We start from the raw sequence: 23,133 nt of genomic DNA on the forward strand, positions 1-23,133 counted from the left end.
TCCTCCCGGCAGCCCGAAGGCCCGCGGGCCTTCGGGCTGCCGCTTCCGGCGGGCCCGCATGCCTGACGGCCGGATCGCCCCCCGGGGGGCGGGCGAAGGCCCTCGCCGCCGACCGCTGCCGCTCCCACCGACAGGACACCCCGAGCCGCCCGGCGCACCATGAGGGCATGGAAGGATCCCTGAGCGCGCCGGGCGGCGTCAGCGGGCCGGGGCGGCTCGCGGACCCCGAGGAGGGCATCTCCGTCCAGGAGCTCGCCCTCGCCGCCCGCAACCACGGGCTGCCGCTGGAGGCGCTGCGGTACGACGTGACCCCGCCCGGCCTCCACTACGTCCTCGTGCACTACGACATCCCCGCCACGGACCCCGACGGCTGGCGGCTCACCGTCGGCGGCCGGGTCCGGCGACCGCTCTCCCTCGACCTGGACGCGCTGCGCGCCCGCCCCTCCGTCACCCGCCGAGTGACCCTGGAGTGCGCCGGCAACGGCCGCGCCCGCCTCACGCCCCGGCCCGTCAGCCAGCCCTGGCTCGTCGAGGCCGTCGGCACGGCCGACTGGACGGGCGTCCCGCTCGCGGAGCTCCTCGCGGAGGCCGGGACCGCCGAGGGCGCCGTCGAGGCGGTGTTCACCGGAGCCGACCACGGCGTGGAGCGGGGCGTCGAGCAGGACTACCGGCGCAGCCTGCCCCTGCGGGTCGCCGCGGAGCCGGCGCGGGACGTCCTCGTCGCGTACGCCATGAACGGCGCGCCCCTGCCACCGCAGCACGGCAGCCCGCTCCGGCTCGTCGTCCCCGGCTGGTACGGCATGGCCCACGTGAAGTGGCTCCACGACATCACGGTCACCGACACCCCGTACACCGGCTTCCAGCAGAGCGTGGCCTACCGCATCCGGACGACAGCGGAGGGGGACGACCCCGGGACGCCCGTCACCCTCATCGCGCCGCGCGCCCTGATGATCCCGCCCGGCTTCCCGGACTTCATGTCCCGCGCCCGGGTCGTCCGCCCCGGGCCCGTCCCGCTCGCCGGGCGCGCCTGGTCAGGCCATGGAGGGGTCACGCGGGTCGAGATCGGCGAGTTCGGGGAGGGGGTCGGCGAGGACGGCGACGCGGTCTGGACCGACGCCGTGCTCGAACGCGACCCCGCGCACCCCTGGGCCTGGCAGTCCTGGCGTACGACCTGGACCGCGACACCGGGGCACCACCACCTCGCGGTACGGGCTACCGACGCCGAGGGGCACGTCCAGCCGCTCGCCGCGCCGTGGAACCGCGGCGGCTTCGCCAACAACCTCGTCCAGCGCGTAGAGGTGTTCTGCACCCCCGAAGCCACCTGAGCCGCCCGGGGCCGCGAAGCAGCCCAAGCGGTCAGCGCCCCTGAAGCCGGCGTGGCCGCGACGCCGCCCAAGCCGCCGTCGCCCCTGAAGCCGTCGGGGCCGCGACGCCGCCCAAGCCGCCAGCCCCCCGGAGCCACGCGAGCCCCCGACGCCGCCGAAGCCCCCCCGTAGGCGCCCGAGGCGCCCGCCACCCCCGAAGCGCCCGCCACCCCCGAGGCCGCCCGGGCCGGGGAGCGGCCGGGGCCGGGGCCGGGCGACACCCCCAGGCCCCGGTGCGTAGAGTCGACCTCGGCAGTCCGCAGCCCGCCCCGACGAGGAGAACCCCGTGACCGACCCGGCGTCCACCGCCCTCCAGCAGCAGATCGCCCGGGACCTCGAGGTGTCCGACACCTTCGACCCGGCCGTGGAGATCGAGCGCCGAGTGGCCTTCCTCGCCGAGCGCCTCACCTCCACCGGGCTGCGCTCCCTCGTCCTCGGCATCAGCGGTGGCGTCGACTCGACCACAGCAGGCCGGCTCTGCCAGCTCGCCGTCGAGCGGGTCCGGGCCGCCGGCCACGACGCGACCTTCTACGCCATGCGCCTGCCGTACGGCGTCCAGGCCGACGAGAGCGACGCCCAGACCGCCCTCGGCTTCATCCGCGCCGACCAGGTCCTCACGGTGGACGTGAAGGCCGCCAGCGACGCGGCCCTGGCGGCCGCCCTCGCGGGCGGGGTCGTCTTCCGCGACGCCCACCACGAGGACTTCGTGCAGGGCAACATCAAGGCCCGCCAGCGGATGATCGCCCAGTACGCGGTCGCCGGCGCCCACGCCGGTCTCGTCGTCGGCACCGACCACGCCGCCGAGGCCGTCTCGGGCTTCTTCACCAAGTTCGGCGACGGCGCCGCCGACGTCGTCCCGCTCACCGGTCTCACCAAGCGGCGCGTCCGCGCGGTCGCCGCCGAGCTCGGCGCCCCCGGCGAACTGGTGTGGAAGGTCCCGACGGCCGACCTGGAGACCCTGGACCCGGGCAAGCCCGACGAGGACGCGCTCGGCGTCACGTACGACGACATCGACGACTTCCTGGAGGGCAAGCCGGTCGCGGAGGCCGCCTTCGCCTCGATCGTCCGCCGCTACGAGCTCACCGAGCACAAGCGACAGCTGCCGATCGCGCCCTGACCGGTCCTTTCGGGCGCTCCTGAGCGCTTCGCGGCCCGTCGGCGGATCCTGGAAGGGGACCTCGGACGAGTTCCCCGGAAGGGAGCACGACATGTTCGGCGAGACCTCGGCATTCAGCGGCTTCTCGGTCGACGACATCGACGCCGCCCGGCGCTTCTACGGCGAGACCCTCGGACTGAAGGTGGAAGAGCAGGGCGTGGGCGACATGCGCATGCTCCTCCTCACCCTGGCCGGCGGGGCCCGGATCTTCGTCTACCCGAAGGAGAACCACACCCCCGCCTCGTTCACGATCCTCAACTTCGAGGTCGACGACGTCGACCGGGCCGTCGACGACCTGACGGCGCGCGGGGTGACCATGGAGCGCTACCCCGAGTTCGACGCGGACGAGAAGGGCATCATGCGGGGCGGGGAGGGCCAACCGACGATCGCCTGGTTCACGGACCCCGCGGGAAACGTCCTGTCGGTCCTCAAGGAGGCCTGATCACCGGCCGGCCCGGTCGCGCCTCCTGATCACCGGACGGTGCCTGATCCCCGGCCGACCCGGTGCGCGTACCTGAGCACCGGACGGTGCCTGACCCCCCGGCCGGCCCGGTCGCGCCTCCTGATCACCGGACGGTGCCTGATCCCCGGCCGACCCGGTGCGCGTACCCGAGTACCGGACGGTGCCTGCACACCGGTCGGCCCCGCCCGCGTACCTGATCACCGGCCGGTCCGGCCGACGTCCCCGAGCACCCGAACGGCCCGGCCGGCGTGCGGGAGGCCCCCGGCACCGCCTGCAATGGACAGGTGACCGCGCCGCCCGACGACTGCCTCGCCCGCAACGACTGGATCTGTGGCGCGTACGTGTCCACACGCGACGAGATCCTGACGGACGCCGTCGTCCAGCACCTCCAGCTGACGGGCGTCTCGGTCGCCCTCGCCCTGCTGCTCGCGCTGCCCCTCGCGGTCCTCGCGCGCCGCTGGCGCTGGGCGGCCGGGCCCGTCCTCGGGATCACCACGGTCCTGTACACGATCCCGGCCCTCGCGATGTTCTCGCTGCTCCTGCCCGTGTACGGCCTCTCCGCCTCCCTGGTCGTGGCCGGGCTCGTCCTGTACTCGCTCACCCTCCTCGTACGGAACGTCCTCGCAGGCCTCCGTGCCGTCCCCGAGGAGACGCGGCAGGCCGCGCGCGGCCTCGGCTACGGGCCGGTCCGCCTCCTCCTCGCCGTCGAACTGCCCCTCGCGCTGCCCGCGGTCATGGCCGGGCTGCGCATCGCCACCGTCTCCGCCGTCTCCCTCGTCACCATCGGCGCGATCGTCGGCCACGGCGGCCTCGGCAACCTCATCTACGCCGGGATGAACACCTACTTCAAGGCCCAGGTCCTCACCGCCTCCGCCCTCTGCGTGATCATCGCCGTCGTCGCCGACCTGCTCCTCCTCGGCGTGCAGCGGCTCCTCACCCCGTGGACACGGGGGCAGGCCGCGTGACCACGCTGACCGACGCCTGGTCCTGGCTCACCACCGCCGCGCACTGGTCCGGCGAGAACGGGGTCTGGCACCGCCTCTTCGAGCACCTCCTCCTCACCGTCGTCTGCCTCGCGCTCAGCTGCCTCGTCGCCCTGCCCGTGGCCCTCGTCCTCGGTCACCTCGGCAAGGGTGGCGCGCTCGCCGTGAATCTCGCCAACGCGGGCCGCGCCGTGCCGACCTTCGCCGTCCTCGTCCTCCTGCTCCTCAGCCCGCTCGGCCCGTACGGCGAGTGGCCGACGATCATCGCGCTCGTCCTCTTCGCCGTGCCCCCACTGCTCACCAACGCGTACGTCGGGATGCGCGGCGTCGACGCCGACGTCGTACGGGCCGCTCGCGGCATGGGCATGACGGGCGCTCAGACCCTCGCCCGGGTCGAACTGCCGCTCGCGCTGCCGATGGTCCTCACCGGCGTCCGGATCGCCGCCGTCCAGCTCGTCGCCACCGCCACCGTGGCCGCGCTCGCCGGGGGCGGCGGCCTCGGCCGGATCATCACGGCGGGGTTCAACCTCGCCTCCACCCCGCAGGTCGTCGCCGGCGCCCTCCTCGTCGCCGCCCTCGCGCTCCTGGTGGAGGGCGTCTTCGAGGGGGTCCAGCGCCTCGCACCCGCCGGGGCACGGGGGAGCGGCGCGTGAGGAGGGCCCGTGGGCGCCTGCTGCTCGCCGTCGCGGTTTCGCTCGCGCTGTCGCTCTCCGGCTGCGCCGAGGGCCCGAGCCTGGAGGAGCAGGGCGAGGTCACGGGGCCGCCCGGCGACAGCCGCCGCCTGGTCGTCGGCTCGGCCGGGTTCACCGAGAGCGACCTGCTCGCCCAGATGTACGCCCTGCTCCTGGAACAGGTCGGCTACCGCACGAAGATCCTCTCGGTCACCAACCGCGAGCTGTACGGACCCGCGCTGGAGAACGGTCAGATCGATGTCGTGCCGGAGTACGCGGCGACCTTCGCCGACTGGCTGAACGCCAAGGTCAACGGCGCGGAGGCGCCGACCGTCGGCTCGCCCGACCTGGCCGCGACCATGACCGCGCTCCGCTCGCTCGCGGGACCGCGCGGGCTCACCGTCCTCGACCCCGGCCGCGCCGTCGACCAGAACGCCTTCGCCGTCACGGCCGCCTTCGCCGCCGAGCACCGGCTGAAGACCCTGAGCGACCTCGGCGCCACCCGACTGCCCGTCCGCCTCGCAGCCGGGGACGAGTGCGTCCAGCGGCCGTACTGCGCGCCCGGCCTGACGAAGGTGTACGGGATCGAGGTGACCGCCGTCGACCCCAAGGGGGTCGGGACGACCCAGGCGAAGCAGGCGGTCCAGAGCGGTGAGGACCAGCTGGTCCTCACGACGACCACCGACGCCACGCTCGACGAGTTCGGGCTCGTCCTGCTCGCCGACGACAAGAACCTCCAGAACGCCGACCACATCGTGCCCGTCGTCAATCGCGCCCGCGCCGGGGGAGAGGACGTCACGGGCGCCCTGGACCGCCTCAACACCGTCCTGACCACGGCCGATCTGGCGGCGCTCAACGAACGGGTGGACAGCTGGCGCCGGCTCCCCGAGGACGTGGCACGCGACTATCTCGCCGGCAAGGGCCTGATCCCGCACTGAGAGGGCCGGAGCAGGGAAGTCAGCCTGCTGAACAGCGTCTCTTGTCATGACCCTTGCGAGGTGCTCCGGAGCCCTGCTATTCATTCGTTAGGAAGGTTTCCTTCCAGTCTGACATCCCTCTTCCTCGTTCATCGTTCCGGGAGACCCCCATGACTTCGGCACGATCCGTACGACCCCGCCCCCGTCCCCGCCCTCGCGCCGGGCTCCGGCGCCTCGGCGTCGCCGCCACCGCCCTCGGTACCCTGCTCGTCGGCCTCGCCGCCGCACCGGCCACCGTGAGCGCGGCGCCAGCCCGCGCCGCCGCCTCCACCCCCGCCGAGATCAACGGACAGCTCAAGGTCTGCGGCACCAAGCTCTGCAACAAGTACGGCAACCCGATCCAGTTGCGCGGCATGTCCAGCCACGGCACCCAGTGGTACTCCCAGTGCCTGACGGGCGGTTCCCTCGACGCCCTCGCCAGGGACTGGAAGGCCGACGTCCTGCGCGTCTCCACGTACGTCCAGGAGGACGGCTACGAGACCGACCCCCGCAAGTACACCGACCTGGCCCACTCGCTCATCGAGCAGGCGACCGCGCGGGGCATGTACGTGATCGTCGACTGGCACATGCTCGACCCGGGCGACCCCCACCACAACCTCGCCCGCGCCAAGACCTTCTTCACCGAGATCGCCAAGCGGCACGGCTCCAAGACCAACCTGCTCTACGAGATCGCCAACGAACCCAGCGGCGTCTCCTGGTCCCGGATCAAGAGCTACGCCGAGCAGCTCATCCCCGTCATCCGCGCCAAGGACGCCGAGACCCCGGTCCTCGTCGGCACACGCGCCTGGTCCTCGCTCGGAGTCTCGGAAGGGGCGAACGAGTCCGAGGTCGTGTCCAACCCGGTGAACGCGGCCAACATCATGTACACCTTCCACTTCTACGCGGCCTCCCACCGCGAGGAGTACCTGAACACCCTCTCCCGCGCCGCCGGCAAACTGCCCGTCTTTGTCACCGAGTTCGGCACGCAGAACTACGCGGGCGAGGGCGCGAACGACTTCACCATGACGAAGAAGTACCTCGACCTGATGGCCGCGAAGAAGATCAGCTGGGTCAACTGGAACTTCTCCGACGACGAGCGCAGCGGCGCCGTCTTCAAGCCCGGCACCTGCGCCTCCGGCGGAAGCTGGACCGGCACCGGCTCCCTCAAGCCCGCCGGCGTCTGGATCCGCGACCGCATCAGGACGGCGGACTCCTTCCCCACCTCCTGACCGCGCCCGGCCCCGGTACGCCCCCGCCATGTGATCCACTGTCCTGGCGGGGGCGTACCGATCAGGAGCAGGAGCAGCGTTGACCACCTACCGCCAGCCGGGACTCGTCCTCACCGACCACCGCTTCCCCGTCCCCCTCGACCACACCCGCCCCGACGGCGAGCGGATCGAGATCTACGGCCGCGAGCTCGTCGCGAGCGGGTCGGCCGGCAAGGACCGGGAGCGACTCCCCTGGCTGGTGTACCTGGAGGGCGGCCCCGGCTTCGGCGCCCGCCGCTTCGTCGGGCCGCAGGCCTGGCTCGGCCGGGCCGTACGCGAATACCGCGTCCTCCTCCTCGACCAGCGCGGCACCGGCCGCTCCACCCCCGCCAACCGCCAGACCCTGCCCCTGCGCGGCACCCCGGCCGAGCAGGCCGGCTACCTCGCCCACTTCCGCGCCGACTCCATCGTCAGGGACTGCGAACTGATCCGGCGGCGCCTCACGGGCGGCGCCCCCTGGACCGTCCTCGGCCAGAGCTTCGGCGGTTTCTGCGCGACCCACTACCTCTCCACCGCCCCCGAAGGCCTGGACACGGTCCTCGTGACCGGGGGCCTGCCCTCCCTGTACGCCACGGCCGACGAGGTCTACCGCGCCGCCTACCCCCGCGTCCGGCGCAAGAACGAGGCCCACTTCGCCCGCTACCCGCAGGACGCCGAACGCGCCAGGGCGATCGCCGCCCACCTCCTCGACCACGAGGTCACCCTCCCCGGCGGCGGGCTCCTGACCGTCGAGGCCTTCCAGTCGCTCGGCATCCTCCTCGGCTCCGGAGACGGCACCCACCAGCTCCATCTGCTCCTGGAACACGCCTTCGTGCCGGCCCCGGGCGGACCCGAGCCGGCCGACGCCTTCCTCGAACAGGTCCAGGCCCACCTGTCGTATGCGGGACACCCGCTCTACGCCGTCCTCCACGAGGCCATCTACGCCCAGGGAGAAGGCCCCACCGACTGGGCCGCGGAGCGGGTCCGGGGCGAGTTCCCCGAGTTCGACGCCGCCGCGGCCCTCTCCTCGGGCGCGCCGTTCCTCTTCACCGGTGAGACCGTCCACCCCTGGCTCTTCCACACGGACCCCGCCCTGCGCCCGCTCCGCGAGACCGCCGAACTGCTCGCCGCCCGCGCCGACTGGGACCCGCTCTACGACCCCGAGCGCCTCGCCGCCAACGAGGTCCCGGTGGCCGCCGCCGTCTACCACGACGACATGTACGTGGACACCGCCCACTCCCTCGAAACAGCGAACGCCGTACGCGGCCTGCGGACCTGGGTGACCGACGAGTTCGAACACGACGGCGTACGGGCCGGCGGCCCCCGAGTCCTCGACCGCCTGCTCTCCCTCGCCCGCGGGGAGAAGTGACAGGGGGGCGATAGTGGCGATCTGCCCGTACGGGTCGGTCGCGTCACCGCGCGGGGCGGGCCGTTCGTCCTCGCGAGGGTGGAGGCCCGGGCCGGATCCGGCCGGTCGGGCATAGGATTCGGCGCGCAATCGATCAGTACTGGAGCCGGGCGCGTGGCCGGCCCGCGTGAGGGGGTCCGGGTGGCGGGACGACGTGAGACTCCGGCGTCCGGCCGGGAGCTGAAGTTCCGGGCCCTCATGGCCGAGCTGCGGCGCGGCATCCTCGACGGCACCTGGCCGCCCGGCAGCAAACTCCCCACCGAGCGCGCCCTCGCCACCGAGACCGGCCTTTCGGTGACGACCGTCCGCCGCGCCTACGAGGACCTCGTCGCCCTCGGCCTCGTCGAGCGCCGCCAGGGCGCCGGCACCTTCGCGGCCCACCGCCCCGAGCGCGGCGGCACCGGCCGACGGATCGTCGGCGTCCTGGTCCCCGACACCACGTTCTACTACCCGCGCGTCCTCCAGGGCATCGAGAAGGAACTCGCGGCGGACGGCGCCCGGCTCGTCCTCGCCTGCTCCCACTACGACCCCGTCGAAGAGGACGCCGCCGTCGAGCGGCTCCTCTCCGACGGGGTCCACGGGCTCCTGCTCGTCCCGAGCCTGCACACCGCCACCGATCCCGGCCGGCGCGCCGAGGAGCTCCTCGCGCTGCCCGTGCCCGCCGTCCTCGTCGAGCGCCGACTCGCCGCGCACGGCCCCGGCGACGCCACCGAGCACGTCTGCACCGACCACGAGGGCGGTGCCTACGACGCCGTACGGCACCTGCACGGCCTCGGCCACGAGCGGATCGGGCTCGTCGCCCGCACCGACGCGCCCACCACCGCACCCATCGAGTCCGGCTTCGCCCGGGCGCTCGCCGACCTCGGCCTGCCCGCACCGCCGCCGTACGAGCGGGACGTCATGGCCCACTGGGACCCGGACCGCGCCGACCGGGCCCTCGCCGCCCTGCGCGCGGCGGGTGTCACCGCCGCGCTCTGCTTCGGCGACCGGGAGGCCGCCCTGATGCTCGGGGCGGTCCGCCGCGCCGGGCTGCGGGTGCCCGAGGACCTGGCCATGATCAGCTACGACAACGAGTTCGCGGACGTCGCGGAGACCCCGCTGACGGCCGTCTCACCGCCCAAGTACCAGCTCGGGCGGCTCGCCGCGCAGATCCTGCTCCGCCGCCTCGCAGAGGGCGACGCCGCCCCGCTCCACCAGGTGCAGCTGCGGCCGCGGCTCGTCGTCCGCGCCTCCTGCGGGAAAAAGTCCAAGCAGTGAGTGCCTATTGCTCATGGTGTGCTCTTGACCGGCGCCGGTAGAACTCGGTCCGGACCCCACGGGGGAGTCTGCGAGAGAGGACCGGACCATGAGCACCCACGTCACCGCGGAGATCGCCAGCCAGCCCGACTGCTGGCGGCGCGCCGCCGAGACCGCCGACCGCCACGCCGCCCGGCTGCCGCGCCGGGGCGAGCGCGTCGCCGTCGTCGGCTGCGGCACCTCCTACTTCATCGCCCGCGCCTACGCCGCGCTGCGGGAGTCCCTCGGCGCGGGCGAGACCGATGCCTTCCCCGCCTCGGACCGGACACCGCTCGGCCGCGGTTACGACAGGATCGTCGCCCTCACCCGCTCCGGGACGACCACGGAGGTCGTGAACCTGCTCGCCGGCGCGGCCGGCCGGATCTCGACCCTCGTGCTCACCGGCGTCCCCGACAGCCCGGCGGGACGGCTCGGGGACGAGACCGTCGACCTCTCCTTCGCCGACGAACGCTCCGTCGTCCAGACCCGGTTCGCCACCACGGCACTCCAACTCCTGCGCGCGGGGCTCGGGGTGGACCTCGCACCGGCGATCGCCGACACGGAGCTCGTCCTCTACGAACGGCTCCCCGCGGTCTGGGAGCGGCGCGGCCAGTTCACCTTCCTCGGCACCGGCTGGACCGTGGGGCTCGCCGACGAGGCGGCGCTTAAACTCCGCGAAGTGGCCCGCGCCTGGACGGAGTCGTACGCGGCGATGGAGTACCGGCACGGCCCGATCAGCATCAGCGACCGGACGAGCCTGGTCTGCTGTCTCGGCCCCGCGCCTTCGGGTCTCCGGGACGAAGTGGAGTCCACCGGTGCCCTGTTCGCCGCCGACGCGATCGACCCGGTCGCCGCCCTCGTCCGCGCCCAGCGGCTCGCCGTTGCCCTCGCCGACCGGCGCGGACTCAACCCCGACCGCCCGCGCCACGTCTCGCGCTCGGTGATCCTCGCCGGAGCGTTCCGTCCTACCGTCGCGGACGCGACCCGTATCCTGCGTCCATGATCGAGAACGCCGCCCCGGACCTTCTGGACATGCCCCGCGACTGGCAGCGGGCCCTCGCTGTCGTCGCCCACCCCGACGACCTGGAGTACGGCTGCGCCGCCGCCGTCGCCGACTGGGCGGACGAGGGCAAGGAGGTCGTCTACGTCCTCGCCACGCGCGGCGAGGCCGGCATCGACACCCTCGCCCCGGACGTCTGCGGCCCGCTGCGCGAGCGGGAGCAGCGGGACAGCGCCGCCGTCGTCGGCGTCCGCACGGTCGACTTCCTCGACCACCGTGACGGCGTCATCGAGTACGGGCTCGGCCTGCGCCGGGACATCGCGGCGGCGATCCGCCGTCACCGCCCGGAGCTCGTCATCACCCTCAACCACCGAGACACCTGGGGCGGCGGCCCGGGCGCCCCCTGGAACACGCCCGACCACCTGGCCGTCGGCCGCGCCACGCTCGACGCGGCGGCCGACGCCGGAAACCGCTGGATCTTCCCCGAGCTGACCGCACAGGGCCTGGAGCCCTGGAACGGCGTCCGCTGGGTCGCGGTCGCCGCCTCCAGCACCCCCACCCACGCGGTCGACGCGACCCCGGGCCTGGACCGCGCCGTCCGTTCCCTCCTCTGCCACCGCGCCTACATCGAGGCCCTGACGGACGAGGACCCGGAGGAGTACGTCCGCTCCTTCCTCACCTCGGCGACGAGCCGCGCCGCCGCCCGCTTCGGCGACCGCCCGGCGGTGACGTTCGAACTCTTCGGCCGTTAGGGTCCGTTCAGGGGAATCCGTTCTACTGGGGGGCAGATGGCGCACGAGGGTGCTCGGCAGGTGACCAAGCCGGCTGACGGCGAGGGGCAGCGGCTGGTACGCCGAAGGGCGGTGCGGGGCGCGGTCGTCGGCGGGGCCGTCGGGGCGGTGTGGCCGCTCGGCGGCGTGATCGGTCTCGTCCCGCCCGAGCTCGTCGAGCCGTTCGCGCGGTGGTGGTGGCTGGGAGTGCCCGTGCTGCTGGCGTGCAGCGCCGTCGGCACCTGGATCGGCATGCGGTTCGGCCGCACGGACGGCATCCGTGAGGCGGCGCTCGAACCGGGCGAGACCGTGCTGAGCGCGTACGCCGTCCGTCCTCCCGTGGTGGACGGGCGGCCGACCAGGCCGACGGAGCTCGACCGGTTCGAGCTGAGGATGACCAACCGGGGCCTCCAGCTGTGGGACGGGCCCGGCCGGCTCTGGAGCCATCCCTGGTCCGAGGTCCGTCTGACGACCGTCAAGGGCAGCCTGCTCCTCGTCCACCACGGGGACCAGGAGATCGCGGAGTTGCTGCCCGTACCCGAGACGATCGGCTGGGACGCCCTGCTGCTCGGCGCCCGGCGGCTGCGTGCGGCCTCGGCCCGCTAGGGGGTGTCGTCACATTCCCGTCTGCCCCGCAACGTCTGGTGCCGCGGGGCCGCCCTTCGGGCGACGACGGGAATGTGACGACACCCCCTAGCGCTGAGAGCGGGCCGCTCAGCCCATCGGTGCCGGCTTCAGCACCGCGAAGGGGGCGCCGAAGGGGTCGGCGAGCCAGGCGATGCGGCCGACGTCGGGGATGTCGGCCGCCGGCATGAGGACCGAGCCGCCGTTGCCCTGGGCCGTCCGGGCCATCGCGTCGGCGTCCTCGACCGCGAAGTACGGGATCCAGTGCGGCGTCTTGCCCTGGAGTTCTGCGACTCCGCCGAAGGAGGCGTCCTCCTGGTCGCCCGCGGCGGTGGAGATCACCCGGTACGTCATGCCGGGCGCCTCCATCTCGGCCCAGCGCCAGCCGAACAGGGTCCGGTAGAAGGCGAGCACGGACTCCGGGTCGGCGACGTGGAGTTCCGCCCAGACGAGCGTGTTGGCCGAGGAGGTCCGCTCCAGGCCCCGGACGGTTCCCGGCTGCCAGATCGCGAACCGGGCGCCGCCCGGGTCCGTGAGGGCCGCCATGCGGCCCGCGTCCATGACGTCGAACGCCGCGAGGCGCACGGTGCCGCCCGCGGACTCGGCCGCCTTCTGGGTGGCGTCCGCGTCCGGCGTCTGGAAGTACACCGTCCAGGCGCTGCTCGCGCCCTCCTCGGTGAGCGGGCCGAGCGCGCCGACCGTGAGGCCGTCCTGCTGGAAGAAGCCGTAGCCGCCGGCGTCCGGTCCCGCCGAGCGGAACTCCCAGCCGAGGACCGCCCCGTAGAAGGCGGCGGCGGCCTCGGTGTCGGGGCTGCCGAGGTCGATCCAACTGGGGGAACCGGTGGTGAACTGCGTACCGAGCATGGGAGGTGTCCTGTCCTTCCGTCGTCCGAGACTGCCGGAGCCGCGGCGTCAGGGTGAGTCCTGCCGACCCTGACGTCGGACGGGTGCTGGTCCCGTCGGCTTCCGGCCACCATGACCGATCCTCACCCCTGCGTCGTGGCGGCGCAGCCGCAGCGCCCCCGGTTCATCCGAGCGGCCGACCGGCCGGCCACCGCGTCCTCCAGGGGGTGTCTCACCGGCCTGGTGGCCGAGCACGGCCGCGTCCTCGACCAGGGCGCGGCGCCGCGACCTCCCCAGGATCAGCGCGGCGCCGAGTCCTCAGAGAACGGCAATTGTTCTTGCTGTTTCTGCAAGACTTGCGTCATGACCGAAGACGACGACCGCATCGACGCCGTACTCAACGAGGTGGGCCCCCGGCTCCGCCGCGTCCGCCGCGACCGCGGGGTGACCCTGGCCGAACTCTCCGCCGCCACCGGCATCTCCGTGAGCACGCTCTCCCGCCTGGAGTCCGGGCAGCGCAAGCCCAGTCTCGAACTGCTCCTCCCGCTCGCCCGCGCCCACCAGGTCCCCCTCGACGAGCTGGTCGGCGCCCCCGCCGTCGGCGACCCCCGGGTCAAGGCGCGGCCGATCGTGCGCCACGGCCGCACCATGTACCCCCTGACCCGGCAGCCCGGCGGGCTCCAGGCGTACAAGGTGATCCAGGAGAAGCCCGCGGAGGCCCCGGAGCCCCGCGTCCACGAGGGGTACGAGTGGCTGTACGTGCTCTCCGGGAAGCTGCGGCTCGTCCTCGGCGAGCACGACGTCGTCCTCGCCGCCGGCGAGGCCGCGGAGTTCGACACGCGCGTCCCGCACTGGTTCGGGCCGACGGTCGAGGGGCCGGTGGAGTTCCTGAGCCTGTTCGGGCCGCAGGGGGAGCGCATGCATGTCAGGGCGCGCCCCAAGAAGTCGGGCTGAGCCGTTCCCCCAGGGGCAAGCGACCGCTTAGTATGCAACCGACCGCTCGGTACGGAGGAGGCTTCCGGATGCAGGCATGGCGTGTGTACGAGAACGGCGAACCCGGCGTGGTGATGCGCCGCGAGGAGGTGGAGCCGCCCACGCCCGGCGACGGGCAGGTCCTCCTCAGAGTCCGCGCCGCGAACGTCAACTTCCCCGACGCGCTGCTCTGCCGCGGCCACTACCAGATCAGGCCCCCGCTGCCCTTCACCCCCGGCGTCGAGGTCTGCGCCGAGACGGAGGACGGGCGCCGGGTCATCACGACGGCCGCCCTGCCGCACGGCGGCTTCGCCGAGTACACGCTCGCCGACGCCGCCGGGCTGCTCCCCGCCCCCGAGAGCCTCGACGACGCCGAGGCCGCCGCGCTGCACATCGGCTACCAGACCGGCTGGTTCGGCCTGCACCGCCGCGCCGCCCTCCAGGAGGGCGAGACCCTGCTCGTCCACGCGGCGGCGGGCGGCGTCGGCAGCGCCGCCGTCCAGCTCGGCAAGGCGGCCGGCGCCACCGTCATCGGAGTCGTCGGCGGACCGGAGAAGGCCGCCGTCGCCCGCGCCCTCGGCTGCGACCTGGTGATCGACCGCCGCTCCGAGGACGTGGTCGCAGCCGTCAAGGCCGCCACCGGCGGCCGGGGCGCCGACGTGATCTACGACCCCGTCGGCGGCGAGGCCTACCAGCAGTCCGCCAAGTGCGTCGCCTTCGAGGGCCGGATCGTGATCGTCGGCTTCGCGAGCGGCACCGTCCCCGCCCCCGCCCTCAACCACGCACTCGTGAAGAACTACTCGGTCCTCGGCCTCCACTGGGGCCTGTACGCGGCGAAGGACCCGGCCTCGATCGGCCGCTGCCACGAGACCCTGACGGCCTACGCGGCGAAGGGGCTCATCAAGCCGCTCATCGGCGAGCGGGTCCCCTTCGCGGGCGCCGCGGACGCCGTCCAGCGCGTCGCCGACGGCACCACCACCGGCCGCCTGGTCGTCCTCCCGGAAGGAGCCTCCGCGTGACCGACACCGCACCCGACACGGACGCCCGGGGCCTGACCGGTGCCGGGCGCCCGATCGACGCCGAGGAACTCCGGGCCCGCACCCGGAGGCTGCTCGCCGACCACCCGCCCGCCACCACCGACCGCACCGACTTCCTGCGTGCCCGCTTCGACGCGGGACTCGCCTGGGTGCACTACCCCGTGGGCCTCGGCGGACTCGACGCGCCCCGCGCCCTCCAGGCCGTCGTCGACACCGAACTCGCCGCCGCGGACGCCCCCGACAACGACCCGCGGCGCATCGGCATCGGCCTCGGCATGGCCGCCCCCACCCTCCTCGCCTACGGCTCCGAGGAGGTCAAGCGCCGCTTCCTCCGGCCCCTGTGGGTGGGGGAGGAGGTCTGGTGCCAGCTCTTCAGCGAGCCCGGCGCCGGCTCCGACCTCGCCGCACTCGGCACCCGCGCCGTCCGTGACGGTGGGGGAGACTGGGTGGTCGACGGCCAGAAGGTGTGGACCTCCAGCGCCCACGTCGCCCGCTGGGCCATCCTCATCGCCCGCACCGACCCGGACGTGCCCAAGCACCGGGGCATCACCTACTTCGTGTGCGACATGACCGACCCCGGCGTCGAGGTCCGGCCACTGCGCCAGATCACCGGCGAGGCGGAGTTCAACGAGGTCTTCCTCACCGGCGTCAGGATCCCCGACGCCCACCGCCTCGGTGGGCCCGGAGACGGCTGGCGGGTCGCGCAGACCACCCTCATGAACGAGCGGGTCTCGATCGGCGGCGCCCGCATCCCGCGCGAGGGCGGCATGATCGGGAAGGCGGCCACGACCTGGCGCGAACGCCCCGAGCTGCGCACCCACGACCTCCACCGGCGCCTCCTCGACCTCTGGGTCGACGCCGAGGTGGCCCGGCTCACCGGCGAACGGCTCCGCCAGCAGCTCGTCGCGGGCCAGCCCGGCCCCGAGGGCAGCGCGATGAAGCTCGGCTTCGCCCGGCTCAACCAGGCCATCAGCGGCCTCGAAGTGGAACTCCTCGGCGAGGAGGGCCTCCTGTACGGCGAGTGGGAGATGCGCCGTCCCGACCTCGTCGACTTCACCGGCCGCGACGCCGGCTACCGCTACCTGCGCTCCAAGGGCAACTCGATCGAGGGCGGCACGACCGAGGTCCTGCTCAACATCGTCGCCGAGCGGGTCCTCGGCCTGCCCTCCGAGCCCCGCAACGACAAGGACGTCGCATGGAAGGACCTCGCCCGATGACCGAAGCGACGGAACGGACCGGTCGGACGGAACAGCTCGACCTCCTCTACTCCGAGACCGAGGACGACCTGCGGGCCGCCGTTCGCTCCCTGCTCGCCGACCGCGCCGGCCACCAGGATCTGCTCGGCCGGATCGAGACCGACAGCCCGTACGTCCCCGGCCTCTGGAAGGCGCTCGCGGGGGACATGGGCGCCGCCGGACTCCTCGTACCCGAGAAGCTCGGCGGCCAGGGGGCGAGCCACCGTGAGGCCGCCGTCGTCCTGGAGGAGCTGGGGCGCGCGGTGACCCCGGTGCCGTACCTGACGAGCGCGGTCGTGGCCACCGAGACGCTGCTCGCCCTCGCGGGGGAGTCCGTCCCGGCGGCCGAGCTCCTCGCGGAGCTCGCGAGCGGCCGCACGGTCGCCGTCCTCGCCCTCCCGCTCACCGCGAGCCCGCACGCGAAGCCCGTTTCCACCCCGTCCACCGTCACCGGCGTCGCGGACGCGGGCGCCGCCGACGTCCTCCTCGTCTCCCGCGCCGACGGCCTGTACGCCGTCCCGGCCGCCGAGGCGACCGTCGAGCCGCAGACCCCGCTCGACCTCACCCGCCCCCTCGCGCAGGTGACCACGGAGGCCGGGGGCGGCACCCGGCTCGCCGGGCCGGACGAGGCCGCCGCCGCGGTCCGCCGCGGGCTCCTCGCGGGAGCGGGGCTGCTCGCCTCCGAGCAGCTGGGCCTGGCCGAGTGGTGTCTGGAGGAGACCGTCCGGCACACCCGCGAGCGCCACCAGTTCAACCGGCCGGTCGGCTCCTTCCAAGCGCTCAAGCACCGCATGGCCCAGCTCTGGCTGGACGTCGTCGGCGCCCGGGCGGCGGCCCGCGCCGCGGCCGACGCCCTCGCCACCGGCAGCCCGGACGCCCCGCTCACGGTGGCGGTCGCCCAGGCCTACTGCTCCAAGGTGGCCGTCCGCGCCGCCGAGGAGTGCGTCCAGCTGCACGGCGGGATCGGTATGACCTGGGAGCACCCCGCACACCTGGCGCTCAAGCGGGCCAAGTCCGACCAGCTCGCCCTGGGCTCGGCGGGCCGCCACCAGGACGCGGTCGCCGCCCTGGTGGACCTCCCGGCGCCCGGGACGGAGGCCGTCGGCGCCGGTTGAGCGGTGGCCGTCGGCGCCCGCCGAACGGAGGCCGTCGGCGCCCGCCAAGCGGCGGTCATCAGATCCCCGTAAGGGGCCACTGTGTCCACACCCCGTTACATGCTGTTTAATTGCATGCTGTTCGCAATAACAGTTGATCTCCAAAAAGGGGTGTGGACACGATGACCGCCCGATCCATCCGCGGCACGGCCACCGCGATACTCGCGGGGGCCGTGGCACTCACCGCGGCGGCCTGCACGAACCCCGGCTCCACCGCCGGGGCCTCCGGCGGCCCCAAGGATTCCGCGGTCGTCGGCATCGCCTACGAGCCCGAGACGCTCAGCCCGCTCCTCGGCTACGGCAAGGACGGCAACTCCAAGATCTTCGACGGCCTTCTCGCCTTCGACGAGAACATGAAGCTGAAGCCGGCCCTCGCCGTGAAGCTGCCGCACATCACCGCGGACGGGCTCACGTACACGTACACGCTCCGCGACGACGTGAGCTTCAGCGACGGAGCACCCTTCACCTCGAAGGACGTCGTCTTCACCTACCGGACGATCCTCGACCCGAAGACGAACAACGCCTCCCGCACCGAGCTCGACGCGGTCAAGAAGGTCGAGGCGGTCGGTGACGACACCGTCGTCTTCACCCTGAAGTACCCCTACGCGCCCTTCGCCGAGCGCACCGTCCAGGCCATCGCGCCCGAGCACGTCGCCGCGAAGCAGGACGTCAACACCGGCGCCTTCACCACGAAGCCCATCGGCACCGGACCGTACGTCCTCACCGGCTGGTCCAAGGGCGAGAAGCTCACCTTCAAGGCCAACCCCACCTACTGGGACGGCGCCCCCGAGGTGAAGAAGTTCACCATGGCCATCGTCAAGGACGACGACGTCCGCGCGACCCGGCTGCGCGCCGGCGACCTCGACGGCGCCATCCTCCCGCCCAACCTCGCCGAGGGCTTCGAGGCGGACAAGGGGAGGAAGACGTACGCGGCGAAGACTTACGACTACCGCACCGTCACCCTCCCCACCCACCACAAGGTCACCGGCGACACCGCCGTCCGCCGCGCCCTCGACATCGCCGTCGACCGGCAGGCCATGGTCGACAAGATCCTCGAAGGCGCCGGAAAGCCCGCCTACGGGCCCGTCCCCACCGACAGCCCCTGGTTCACCAAGGGCACCGAGCGCCGCCACGACCTCGCCGGCGCCCAGAAGATCCTCGACGAGGCCGGCTGGAAGCCCGGCCCGGACGGCGTACGCGTCAAGAACGGCGTCCGCGCCGAGTTCCCGCTCTGGTACCTCTCCGGCGACAAGCTGCGCCAGGACCACGCCCTCGCCTACGCCTCCGACGCCAAGAAGGCCGGCATCGACATCAAGACCCAGGCGGGCACCTGGGAGGTCATCGAGCCCCGCATGAAGACCGACGCCGTCCTCGCCGGCGGCGGCTCGCCCGGCGACCCCGACTTCGACCAGTACCTGCTCCTGAAGTCCTCCCTCGCCGGCGACGGCTTCAACAACATGGCCCGGTACGACAACAAGACCGTCGACAAGGCCCTCGACGACGGCCGCCGGACGAACGACCCGGCCAAGCGGAAGGCCGCCTACGACACCGTCCAGCGCGAACTGGCCGCGAACCCCGGCTACACCTTCCTCACCCACATCGACCACCTCTACGTCGTCGACGACAGCTGGGACGGGCTGAGCACCCAGATCGAGCCGCACGACCACGGCCTCGCCTCCGGACCCTGGTGGAACGTCGAGGGCTGGAAGCCGAAGAGCACCGGAGAAGCGAAGAAGTGAGCCGCCGCCTCCCCTGGGGGGCCATGGCACGGATGACGGGACGGCGCGCCCTGGCCGCCGTCCCCGTCCTCCTCGCCGTCACCCTCGCGGTGTTCGCCGTCGCCGCGGCCTCCCCCTTCGACCCCGTCAAGGCCTACGCCGGCACCGCCGGACTCACCGCCTCGCAGGAGAACCTCGACCAGCTCCGCGCCAACCTCGGCGCCGACCAGCCGCTCCTCACCCGCTGGTGGGACTGGCTCACCGCCGCCGTCACCGGCGACCTCGGCGACTCCTCGGTCATGCGCCGGCCCGTCGCCGAGGTCATCACCGAGCGACTCGGCTGGTCCGTCCTCCTCGCCGTCACCGCCTTCGCCGTCGCCATCGTCCTCGGCACCCTCCTCGGCGTCCTCGCGGGCCGCCGCCGCGGCGGCCTCCTCGACCGGGCCGTCAGCTCCGCCGCGTACACCCTGGAAGCCGCCCCCGCCTTCTGGCTCGGCCTCCTCGCCATCTGGTTCTTCGCCCTGAAGCTCGGCGTCCTGCCGGCCGGCGGGCTCACCGACACCGCCAGCGACACCGTCACCGCCGACCAGGTCGCCCGCCACCTCGTGCTGCCCGCGCTCGTCCTCGGGATCTCCCAGCTGCCCTGGTTCTTCCTGTACGTCCGCCAAGGCGTCGGCGACGCCCTCGACGAGGACCCGGTCCGCGGCGCCCGCGCCCGCGGCCTCAGCCGCCGCACCGTCCTCACCGGCCACGCCCTGCGCTCCGGAATGCTGCCGATGCTCACCCTCGTCGGCTCCCGCGTCCCCGAGCTCATCACCGGCGCGCTGCTCGTGGAGACCGTCTTCAGCTGGCCCGGCATCGCCGCCGCCACCGTGCAGGCCGCGACCTCCGTCGACTTCCCGCTGCTCGCCGCGCTCACCGTGCTCGCCACCGCGGCCGTCCTCCTCGGCAACCTCCTCTCGGACCTGCTGTACGGACTGGCCGACCCGAGGGTGGGCTTCGATGGCTGACCGCCGCACGCACCGCCTGCGGCTGTGGACCTCGGCCGTGACCGTCGGCGTCGTCCTCCTCGCCGTCCTCCTCGTGCCCCCGCTCGTCCAGCTCGACGAACAGGCCGTCGACCTTTCGCAGAAGCTCCTGCCGCCGTCCTGGGACCACCCCTTCGGCACCGACGACCTCGGCCGCGACCTGCTCCTGCGCTGCGTCTACGGGCTGCGGATCTCGCTTCTCGTCGGGCTCGTCGCCGCGCTCGTCGCCACCGTCGTCGGCACTGCCGTCGGGGCGGCCGCCGGAGCGCTCGGCGGCTGGACCGACCGCTGCCTGATGCGGCTCGTGGACGCCTTCTCGTCCGTGCCGCACCTGCTGCTCGGCATCTTCGTCGTGGCCCTCTTCAGGCCGGGCGTCTGGCCGGTCATCGCCTCCGTCGCCGTCACCCACTGGCTCTCCACCGCCCGGATCGTCCGCTCCGAGGTCCTCTCGCTGCGCACCCGGCCCTTCGTGGACGCCGCAGTCTCCGGCGGCGCCTCGCGGTGGCGCGTCACCGTCCGGCACCTGCTGCCCGCCGTCCTGCCGCAGGCCGGACTCGCCGCCGTCCTCATGGTCCCGCACGCCATGTGGCACGAGTCTGCGCTCTCCTTCCTCGGCCTCGGCCTCCCCAGCCACCAGGCGAGCCTCGGCAACCTCGTGCAGAACGCCCGCTCCTCGCTCCTCGCCGGAGACTGGTGGCCGACCCTCTTCCCCGGCCTCCTCCTCATCGTGCCGACCCTCGCCATCGCGGGACTCGCGGGCGTCTGGCGCGACCGGCTCAACCCGCGCCGCCGATCGGAGCTGATGCTGTGAACGCCGCCGACCCCACGGTCCTGCGCGCCCTGGCGGCCGTCACCGCTGGGGGTCCCCCCGCCACAGGTAGGGGGAGGGCCGACGACGCCGTCCTCAGCGTCCGGGACCTGACCGTCCGCTTCCGGCTGCGCGGCGGGCGGAGCGTCGCCGCCGTCAGCGACGCCGACTTCGATCTCGGCGCGGGGGAGTGCCTCGCCCTCGTCGGCGAGAGCGGCTGCGGCAAGTCCGTCCTCGCCTCCGCCCTCCTCGGCCTGCTCCCGGGCAACGCGGAGGCCTCCGGTACGGCCCTGCTGGCCGACCCCTCCGGAGCCGGACCCACGGACCTGCTCACCGCCGACGAGAAGACCCTGGCCCGCACCGTACGCGGCCGCCGCGTCGGGCTCGTCCCGCAGAGCCCCGCCGCCCACCTCACGCCCGTCCGCACCGTACGGTCCCAGCTGGAGGAGACCGTACGGGCCCTCACCGGCACCCCCCGCCGGGCGCGGCGCAAGGCCGCCGAGGACGCCGCCGAGCGGGCCGCCTTCCCGGGCGGCCACCTCGACCGCTACCCGCACGAACTCTCCGGTGGCCTCGCCCAGCGGGCCGCCACCGCCCTCGCGCTCATCGGCGACGCCCGCCTCCTCCTCGCCGACGAACCGACCACCGGCCTCGACCGGGAGCTCGTCGACCGCACCGTGGACGAACTGCGCCGCCACGTCGACGAGGGGCGGGGCCTGCTCCTCATCACCCACGACCTCGCGGCCGCCGCGCGCGTCGCCGACCGCGTCGCCGTGATGTACGCCGGCCGGATCGTCGAGATCGCCCCCGCCCCGCGCTTCTTCGGCCCCACCGGACCCCGCCACCCCTACGCGCGCGGACTCCTGGACGCCCTCCCCGACCGGGCGTTCACGCCCGTCCCCGGCATGCCCCCGGAGCTCTCCGCGCTGCCCGACGGCTGCGCCTTCGCCCCGCGCTGCCCCCTGGCCACCGACCTCTGCGCCACCCGCCCCGAGCCGCGCGCCGGGGTGGCCTGCCACCACCCGGAGCACCCCCGTGCTTGAACTCGACACCGTCACCGCCGGATACGAGCGCCGCGCCCCCGTCTTCCGGGGCGCCTCGCTCACCGTCGCCCCCGGCGAGTCCGTCGGCCTCCTCGGCCCCAGCGGCTGCGGCAAGTCCACCCTCGCCCGCGTCGCCGCCCTCCTCCACCGGCCCGACGCGGGCCGCCTCGTCCTCGACGGCACCGAGATCCGCGCCTGGCGCCACCGCGCACCGCGCGAACTCCGCACCGCCGTCGGCGTCGTGTTCCAGCAGCCCCGCACCGCGGCCGACCCACGCCTGACCCTCGCCGAGATCATCGCCGAACCCCTCCGCGCCACCGGCCGCCGCACCGAGGCGGACGCCCGGGTCGCCGAACTCGCCCCCGCCGTCGGCCTCACCGCCGACCTGCTCACCCGCCGCCCCCACGAGGTCAGCGACGGTCAGCTCCAACGCGCCTGCCTGGCCAGGGCGTTGACCCTGCGCCCGCGCTGGCTGATCTGCGACGAGATGACCGCGATGCTCGACGCCTCCACCACGGCCGCACTCGTCGCCGCCGTCGAGGCCTACCGGACGGAGACCGGAGCGGGCCTCCTCGCCGTCGGCCACGACCGCGTCCTGCTGAATCGCTGGTGCGACCGTACGGTGGAGTGGAAGGACTGCCTGCCCGCGGAGGACACCCCGTGACCACCACCTGGACACGCGCCACCGAGGGCGACCCACTGGACGGGCTGCGCGCGGCGCTCACCAGCGACGGCGCCGGGTGCGGGTACGAGCCCCCAGGCGGGTACGGGGACCGCTGCTGGCTCCTCCACCCCATCCACGAAGGGCCGGTACGACTCCGCTGGGACCAGGTCCTGGCCCGGGAGGGCCGCCGCCTCGACGACTGGACCGGGACCCCGTCCCACCTGGTCTTCGAGGGCGTGGCGGGGACGGACGACCTCGAAGGCCCCGACCCGGCGGAGCTGGACCGCGCCACGCTGGCCCGGCTGGTGGACCGGCTGGCACGGCACACCCCGCACGGGGCGGACGCCCTCGTCGGCGCCGCCCAGGCACCCGTCGCGGCCCTCGTGGGAGACACGGGGCTCGTGGCCTGGCGGGGCCGGCTCGGTGACGCTCTCGCCCACCACGACACCATGCCGGACCCCTGGTTCCCCGCCACCTGGTGGGCCGCCGACGGCAGTTGGCTCGTCCTCACCGACTTCGATCTCAGCGCCACCGAAGTCTTCGGGAGCCGTGCGCTGATCGAGGGCCTGCTCGCCGACCCGGAGCTCGACGCGGTTCGCCACCCGAGCATCGCCGAGAGCCTCGGTGGCTGGACGCGACCTGGATCCCACCCGTAAATCCCACCCGTATGGCCGCCCCGCCATACGCCCGGACGGACGGGTCATTCCGCCACAC

Annotated in this window: 23 protein-coding genes; 22 read left to right on the top strand and 1 reads right to left on the bottom strand. The window is 73.8% G+C overall.

The features are described from left to right. Positions 1 to 167: 167 nt before the first annotated feature. From IE124_RS25275 to IE124_RS25330, 12 genes are all read left to right on the top strand, one after another. Entirely contained in the window at positions 168 to 1,325 is a 1,158-nt protein-coding gene (locus tag IE124_RS25275; protein WP_189510529.1) for a sulfite oxidase, read from the top strand. 325 nt (positions 1,326 to 1,650) lie between these two features. Continuing rightward, positions 1,651 to 2,481 carry an NAD(+) synthase gene (gene nadE / locus IE124_RS25280; protein WP_189510532.1) on the top strand — a complete coding sequence of 277 codons (831 nt, stop codon included), beginning with the start codon at positions 1,651 to 1,653 and terminating at the stop codon, positions 2,479 to 2,481. A gap of 91 nt (positions 2,482 to 2,572) precedes the next feature. Then, positions 2,573 to 2,962 (top strand): VOC family protein, encoded by a 390-nt coding sequence (locus tag IE124_RS25285; protein WP_189510535.1) that lies wholly within the window; start codon positions 2,573 to 2,575, stop codon positions 2,960 to 2,962. 305 nt (positions 2,963 to 3,267) lie between these two features. Then, complete coding sequence (locus IE124_RS25290) at positions 3,268 to 3,948, top strand: ABC transporter permease (RefSeq protein WP_189510537.1); 681 nt, start codon at positions 3,268 to 3,270, stop codon at positions 3,946 to 3,948. Beyond that, entirely contained in the window at positions 3,945 to 4,619 is a 675-nt protein-coding gene (locus IE124_RS25295; RefSeq protein ID WP_189510540.1) for an ABC transporter permease, read from the top strand. The genes IE124_RS25290 and IE124_RS25295 overlap by 4 nt, the downstream gene beginning before the upstream one ends. After that, positions 4,616 to 5,575: an ABC transporter substrate-binding protein gene (locus IE124_RS25300; RefSeq protein ID WP_189510543.1), complete on the top strand. Its 960-nt coding sequence runs from the start codon at positions 4,616 to 4,618 to the stop codon at positions 5,573 to 5,575. Before IE124_RS25295 ends, IE124_RS25300 begins: the two co-directional genes overlap by 4 nt. Before the next feature lie 149 nt (positions 5,576 to 5,724). Then, positions 5,725 to 6,822, top strand: coding sequence for a glycoside hydrolase family 5 protein (locus tag IE124_RS25305; protein ID WP_189510546.1), 1,098 nt, complete (start codon positions 5,725 to 5,727; stop codon positions 6,820 to 6,822). A gap of 79 nt (positions 6,823 to 6,901) precedes the next feature. After that, positions 6,902 to 8,209: an alpha/beta fold hydrolase gene (locus IE124_RS25310; protein WP_189510548.1), complete on the top strand. Its 1,308-nt coding sequence runs from the start codon at positions 6,902 to 6,904 to the stop codon at positions 8,207 to 8,209. A gap of 180 nt (positions 8,210 to 8,389) precedes the next feature. After that, complete coding sequence (locus tag IE124_RS25315) at positions 8,390 to 9,505, top strand: GntR family transcriptional regulator (RefSeq protein ID WP_229832838.1); 1,116 nt, start codon at positions 8,390 to 8,392, stop codon at positions 9,503 to 9,505. 88 nt (positions 9,506 to 9,593) lie between these two features. Continuing rightward, positions 9,594 to 10,526, top strand: coding sequence for an SIS domain-containing protein (locus IE124_RS25320; RefSeq protein WP_189510554.1), 933 nt, complete (start codon positions 9,594 to 9,596; stop codon positions 10,524 to 10,526). Next, entirely contained in the window at positions 10,523 to 11,275 is a 753-nt protein-coding gene (locus IE124_RS25325) for a PIG-L deacetylase family protein (protein ID WP_189510557.1), read from the top strand. Before IE124_RS25320 ends, IE124_RS25325 begins: the two co-directional genes overlap by 4 nt. A gap of 60 nt (positions 11,276 to 11,335) precedes the next feature. Beyond that, positions 11,336 to 11,899 carry a hypothetical protein gene (locus IE124_RS25330; protein ID WP_189510560.1) on the top strand — a complete coding sequence of 188 codons (564 nt, stop codon included), beginning with the start codon at positions 11,336 to 11,338 and terminating at the stop codon, positions 11,897 to 11,899. A gap of 108 nt (positions 11,900 to 12,007) precedes the next feature. On the opposite strand, the gene IE124_RS25335 is transcribed toward IE124_RS25330, so the two are convergent. After that, positions 12,008 to 12,781 (bottom strand): VOC family protein, encoded by a 774-nt coding sequence (locus IE124_RS25335; RefSeq protein ID WP_189510563.1) that lies wholly within the window; start codon positions 12,779 to 12,781, stop codon positions 12,008 to 12,010. A 342-nt stretch (positions 12,782 to 13,123) separates the two neighbouring features. Here IE124_RS25335 and IE124_RS25340 point away from each other — a divergent pair, with 342 nt between their 5' ends. The 10 genes from IE124_RS25340 to IE124_RS25385 all read left to right on the top strand — a co-directional run bounded on the left by IE124_RS25340 (position 13,124) and on the right by IE124_RS25385 (position 23,075). Next, positions 13,124 to 13,714, top strand: coding sequence for a helix-turn-helix domain-containing protein (locus IE124_RS25340; protein ID WP_189510566.1), 591 nt, complete (start codon positions 13,124 to 13,126; stop codon positions 13,712 to 13,714). 68 nt (positions 13,715 to 13,782) lie between these two features. Then, the gene (locus IE124_RS25345; RefSeq protein ID WP_189510569.1) at positions 13,783 to 14,751 is read left to right on the top strand and encodes an NADPH:quinone oxidoreductase family protein; all 969 of its coding nucleotides are present in this window, start codon (positions 13,783 to 13,785) and stop codon (positions 14,749 to 14,751) included. Between the two features lie 53 nt (positions 14,752 to 14,804). Continuing rightward, positions 14,805 to 15,986 (top strand): acyl-CoA dehydrogenase family protein, encoded by a 1,182-nt coding sequence (locus IE124_RS25350; protein ID WP_189510794.1) that lies wholly within the window; start codon positions 14,805 to 14,807, stop codon positions 15,984 to 15,986. Beyond that, positions 15,983 to 17,119 (top strand): acyl-CoA dehydrogenase family protein, encoded by a 1,137-nt coding sequence (locus IE124_RS25355; RefSeq protein WP_229832840.1) that lies wholly within the window; start codon positions 15,983 to 15,985, stop codon positions 17,117 to 17,119. Before IE124_RS25350 ends, IE124_RS25355 begins: the two co-directional genes overlap by 4 nt. Positions 17,120 to 17,280: 161 nt before the next feature. Then, positions 17,281 to 18,897, top strand: a complete 1,617-nt coding sequence (locus IE124_RS25360; RefSeq protein ID WP_189510575.1) for an ABC transporter substrate-binding protein — start codon at positions 17,281 to 17,283, stop codon at positions 18,895 to 18,897. Then, the gene (locus IE124_RS25365) at positions 18,894 to 19,886 is read left to right on the top strand and encodes an ABC transporter permease (RefSeq protein WP_189510578.1); all 993 of its coding nucleotides are present in this window, start codon (positions 18,894 to 18,896) and stop codon (positions 19,884 to 19,886) included. Before IE124_RS25360 ends, IE124_RS25365 begins: the two co-directional genes overlap by 4 nt. Then, positions 19,879 to 20,715 (top strand): ABC transporter permease, encoded by an 837-nt coding sequence (locus IE124_RS25370; RefSeq protein ID WP_189510581.1) that lies wholly within the window; start codon positions 19,879 to 19,881, stop codon positions 20,713 to 20,715. The genes IE124_RS25365 and IE124_RS25370 overlap by 8 nt, the downstream gene beginning before the upstream one ends. Beyond that, the gene (locus IE124_RS25375; RefSeq protein ID WP_370468817.1) at positions 20,712 to 21,755 is read left to right on the top strand and encodes an ABC transporter ATP-binding protein; all 1,044 of its coding nucleotides are present in this window, start codon (positions 20,712 to 20,714) and stop codon (positions 21,753 to 21,755) included. Before IE124_RS25370 ends, IE124_RS25375 begins: the two co-directional genes overlap by 4 nt. Next, complete coding sequence (locus IE124_RS25380) at positions 21,748 to 22,419, top strand: ABC transporter ATP-binding protein (RefSeq protein ID WP_189510584.1); 672 nt, start codon at positions 21,748 to 21,750, stop codon at positions 22,417 to 22,419. The genes IE124_RS25375 and IE124_RS25380 overlap by 8 nt, the downstream gene beginning before the upstream one ends. Further along, positions 22,416 to 23,075: a hypothetical protein gene (locus IE124_RS25385; RefSeq protein WP_189510586.1), complete on the top strand. Its 660-nt coding sequence runs from the start codon at positions 22,416 to 22,418 to the stop codon at positions 23,073 to 23,075. Before IE124_RS25380 ends, IE124_RS25385 begins: the two co-directional genes overlap by 4 nt. Positions 23,076 to 23,133: the final 58 nt, after the last annotated feature.

It is taken from the genome of Streptomyces narbonensis (genome assembly GCF_014649015.1).
GTDB lineage: Bacteria > Actinomycetota > Actinomycetes > Streptomycetales > Streptomycetaceae > Streptomyces > Streptomyces narbonensis.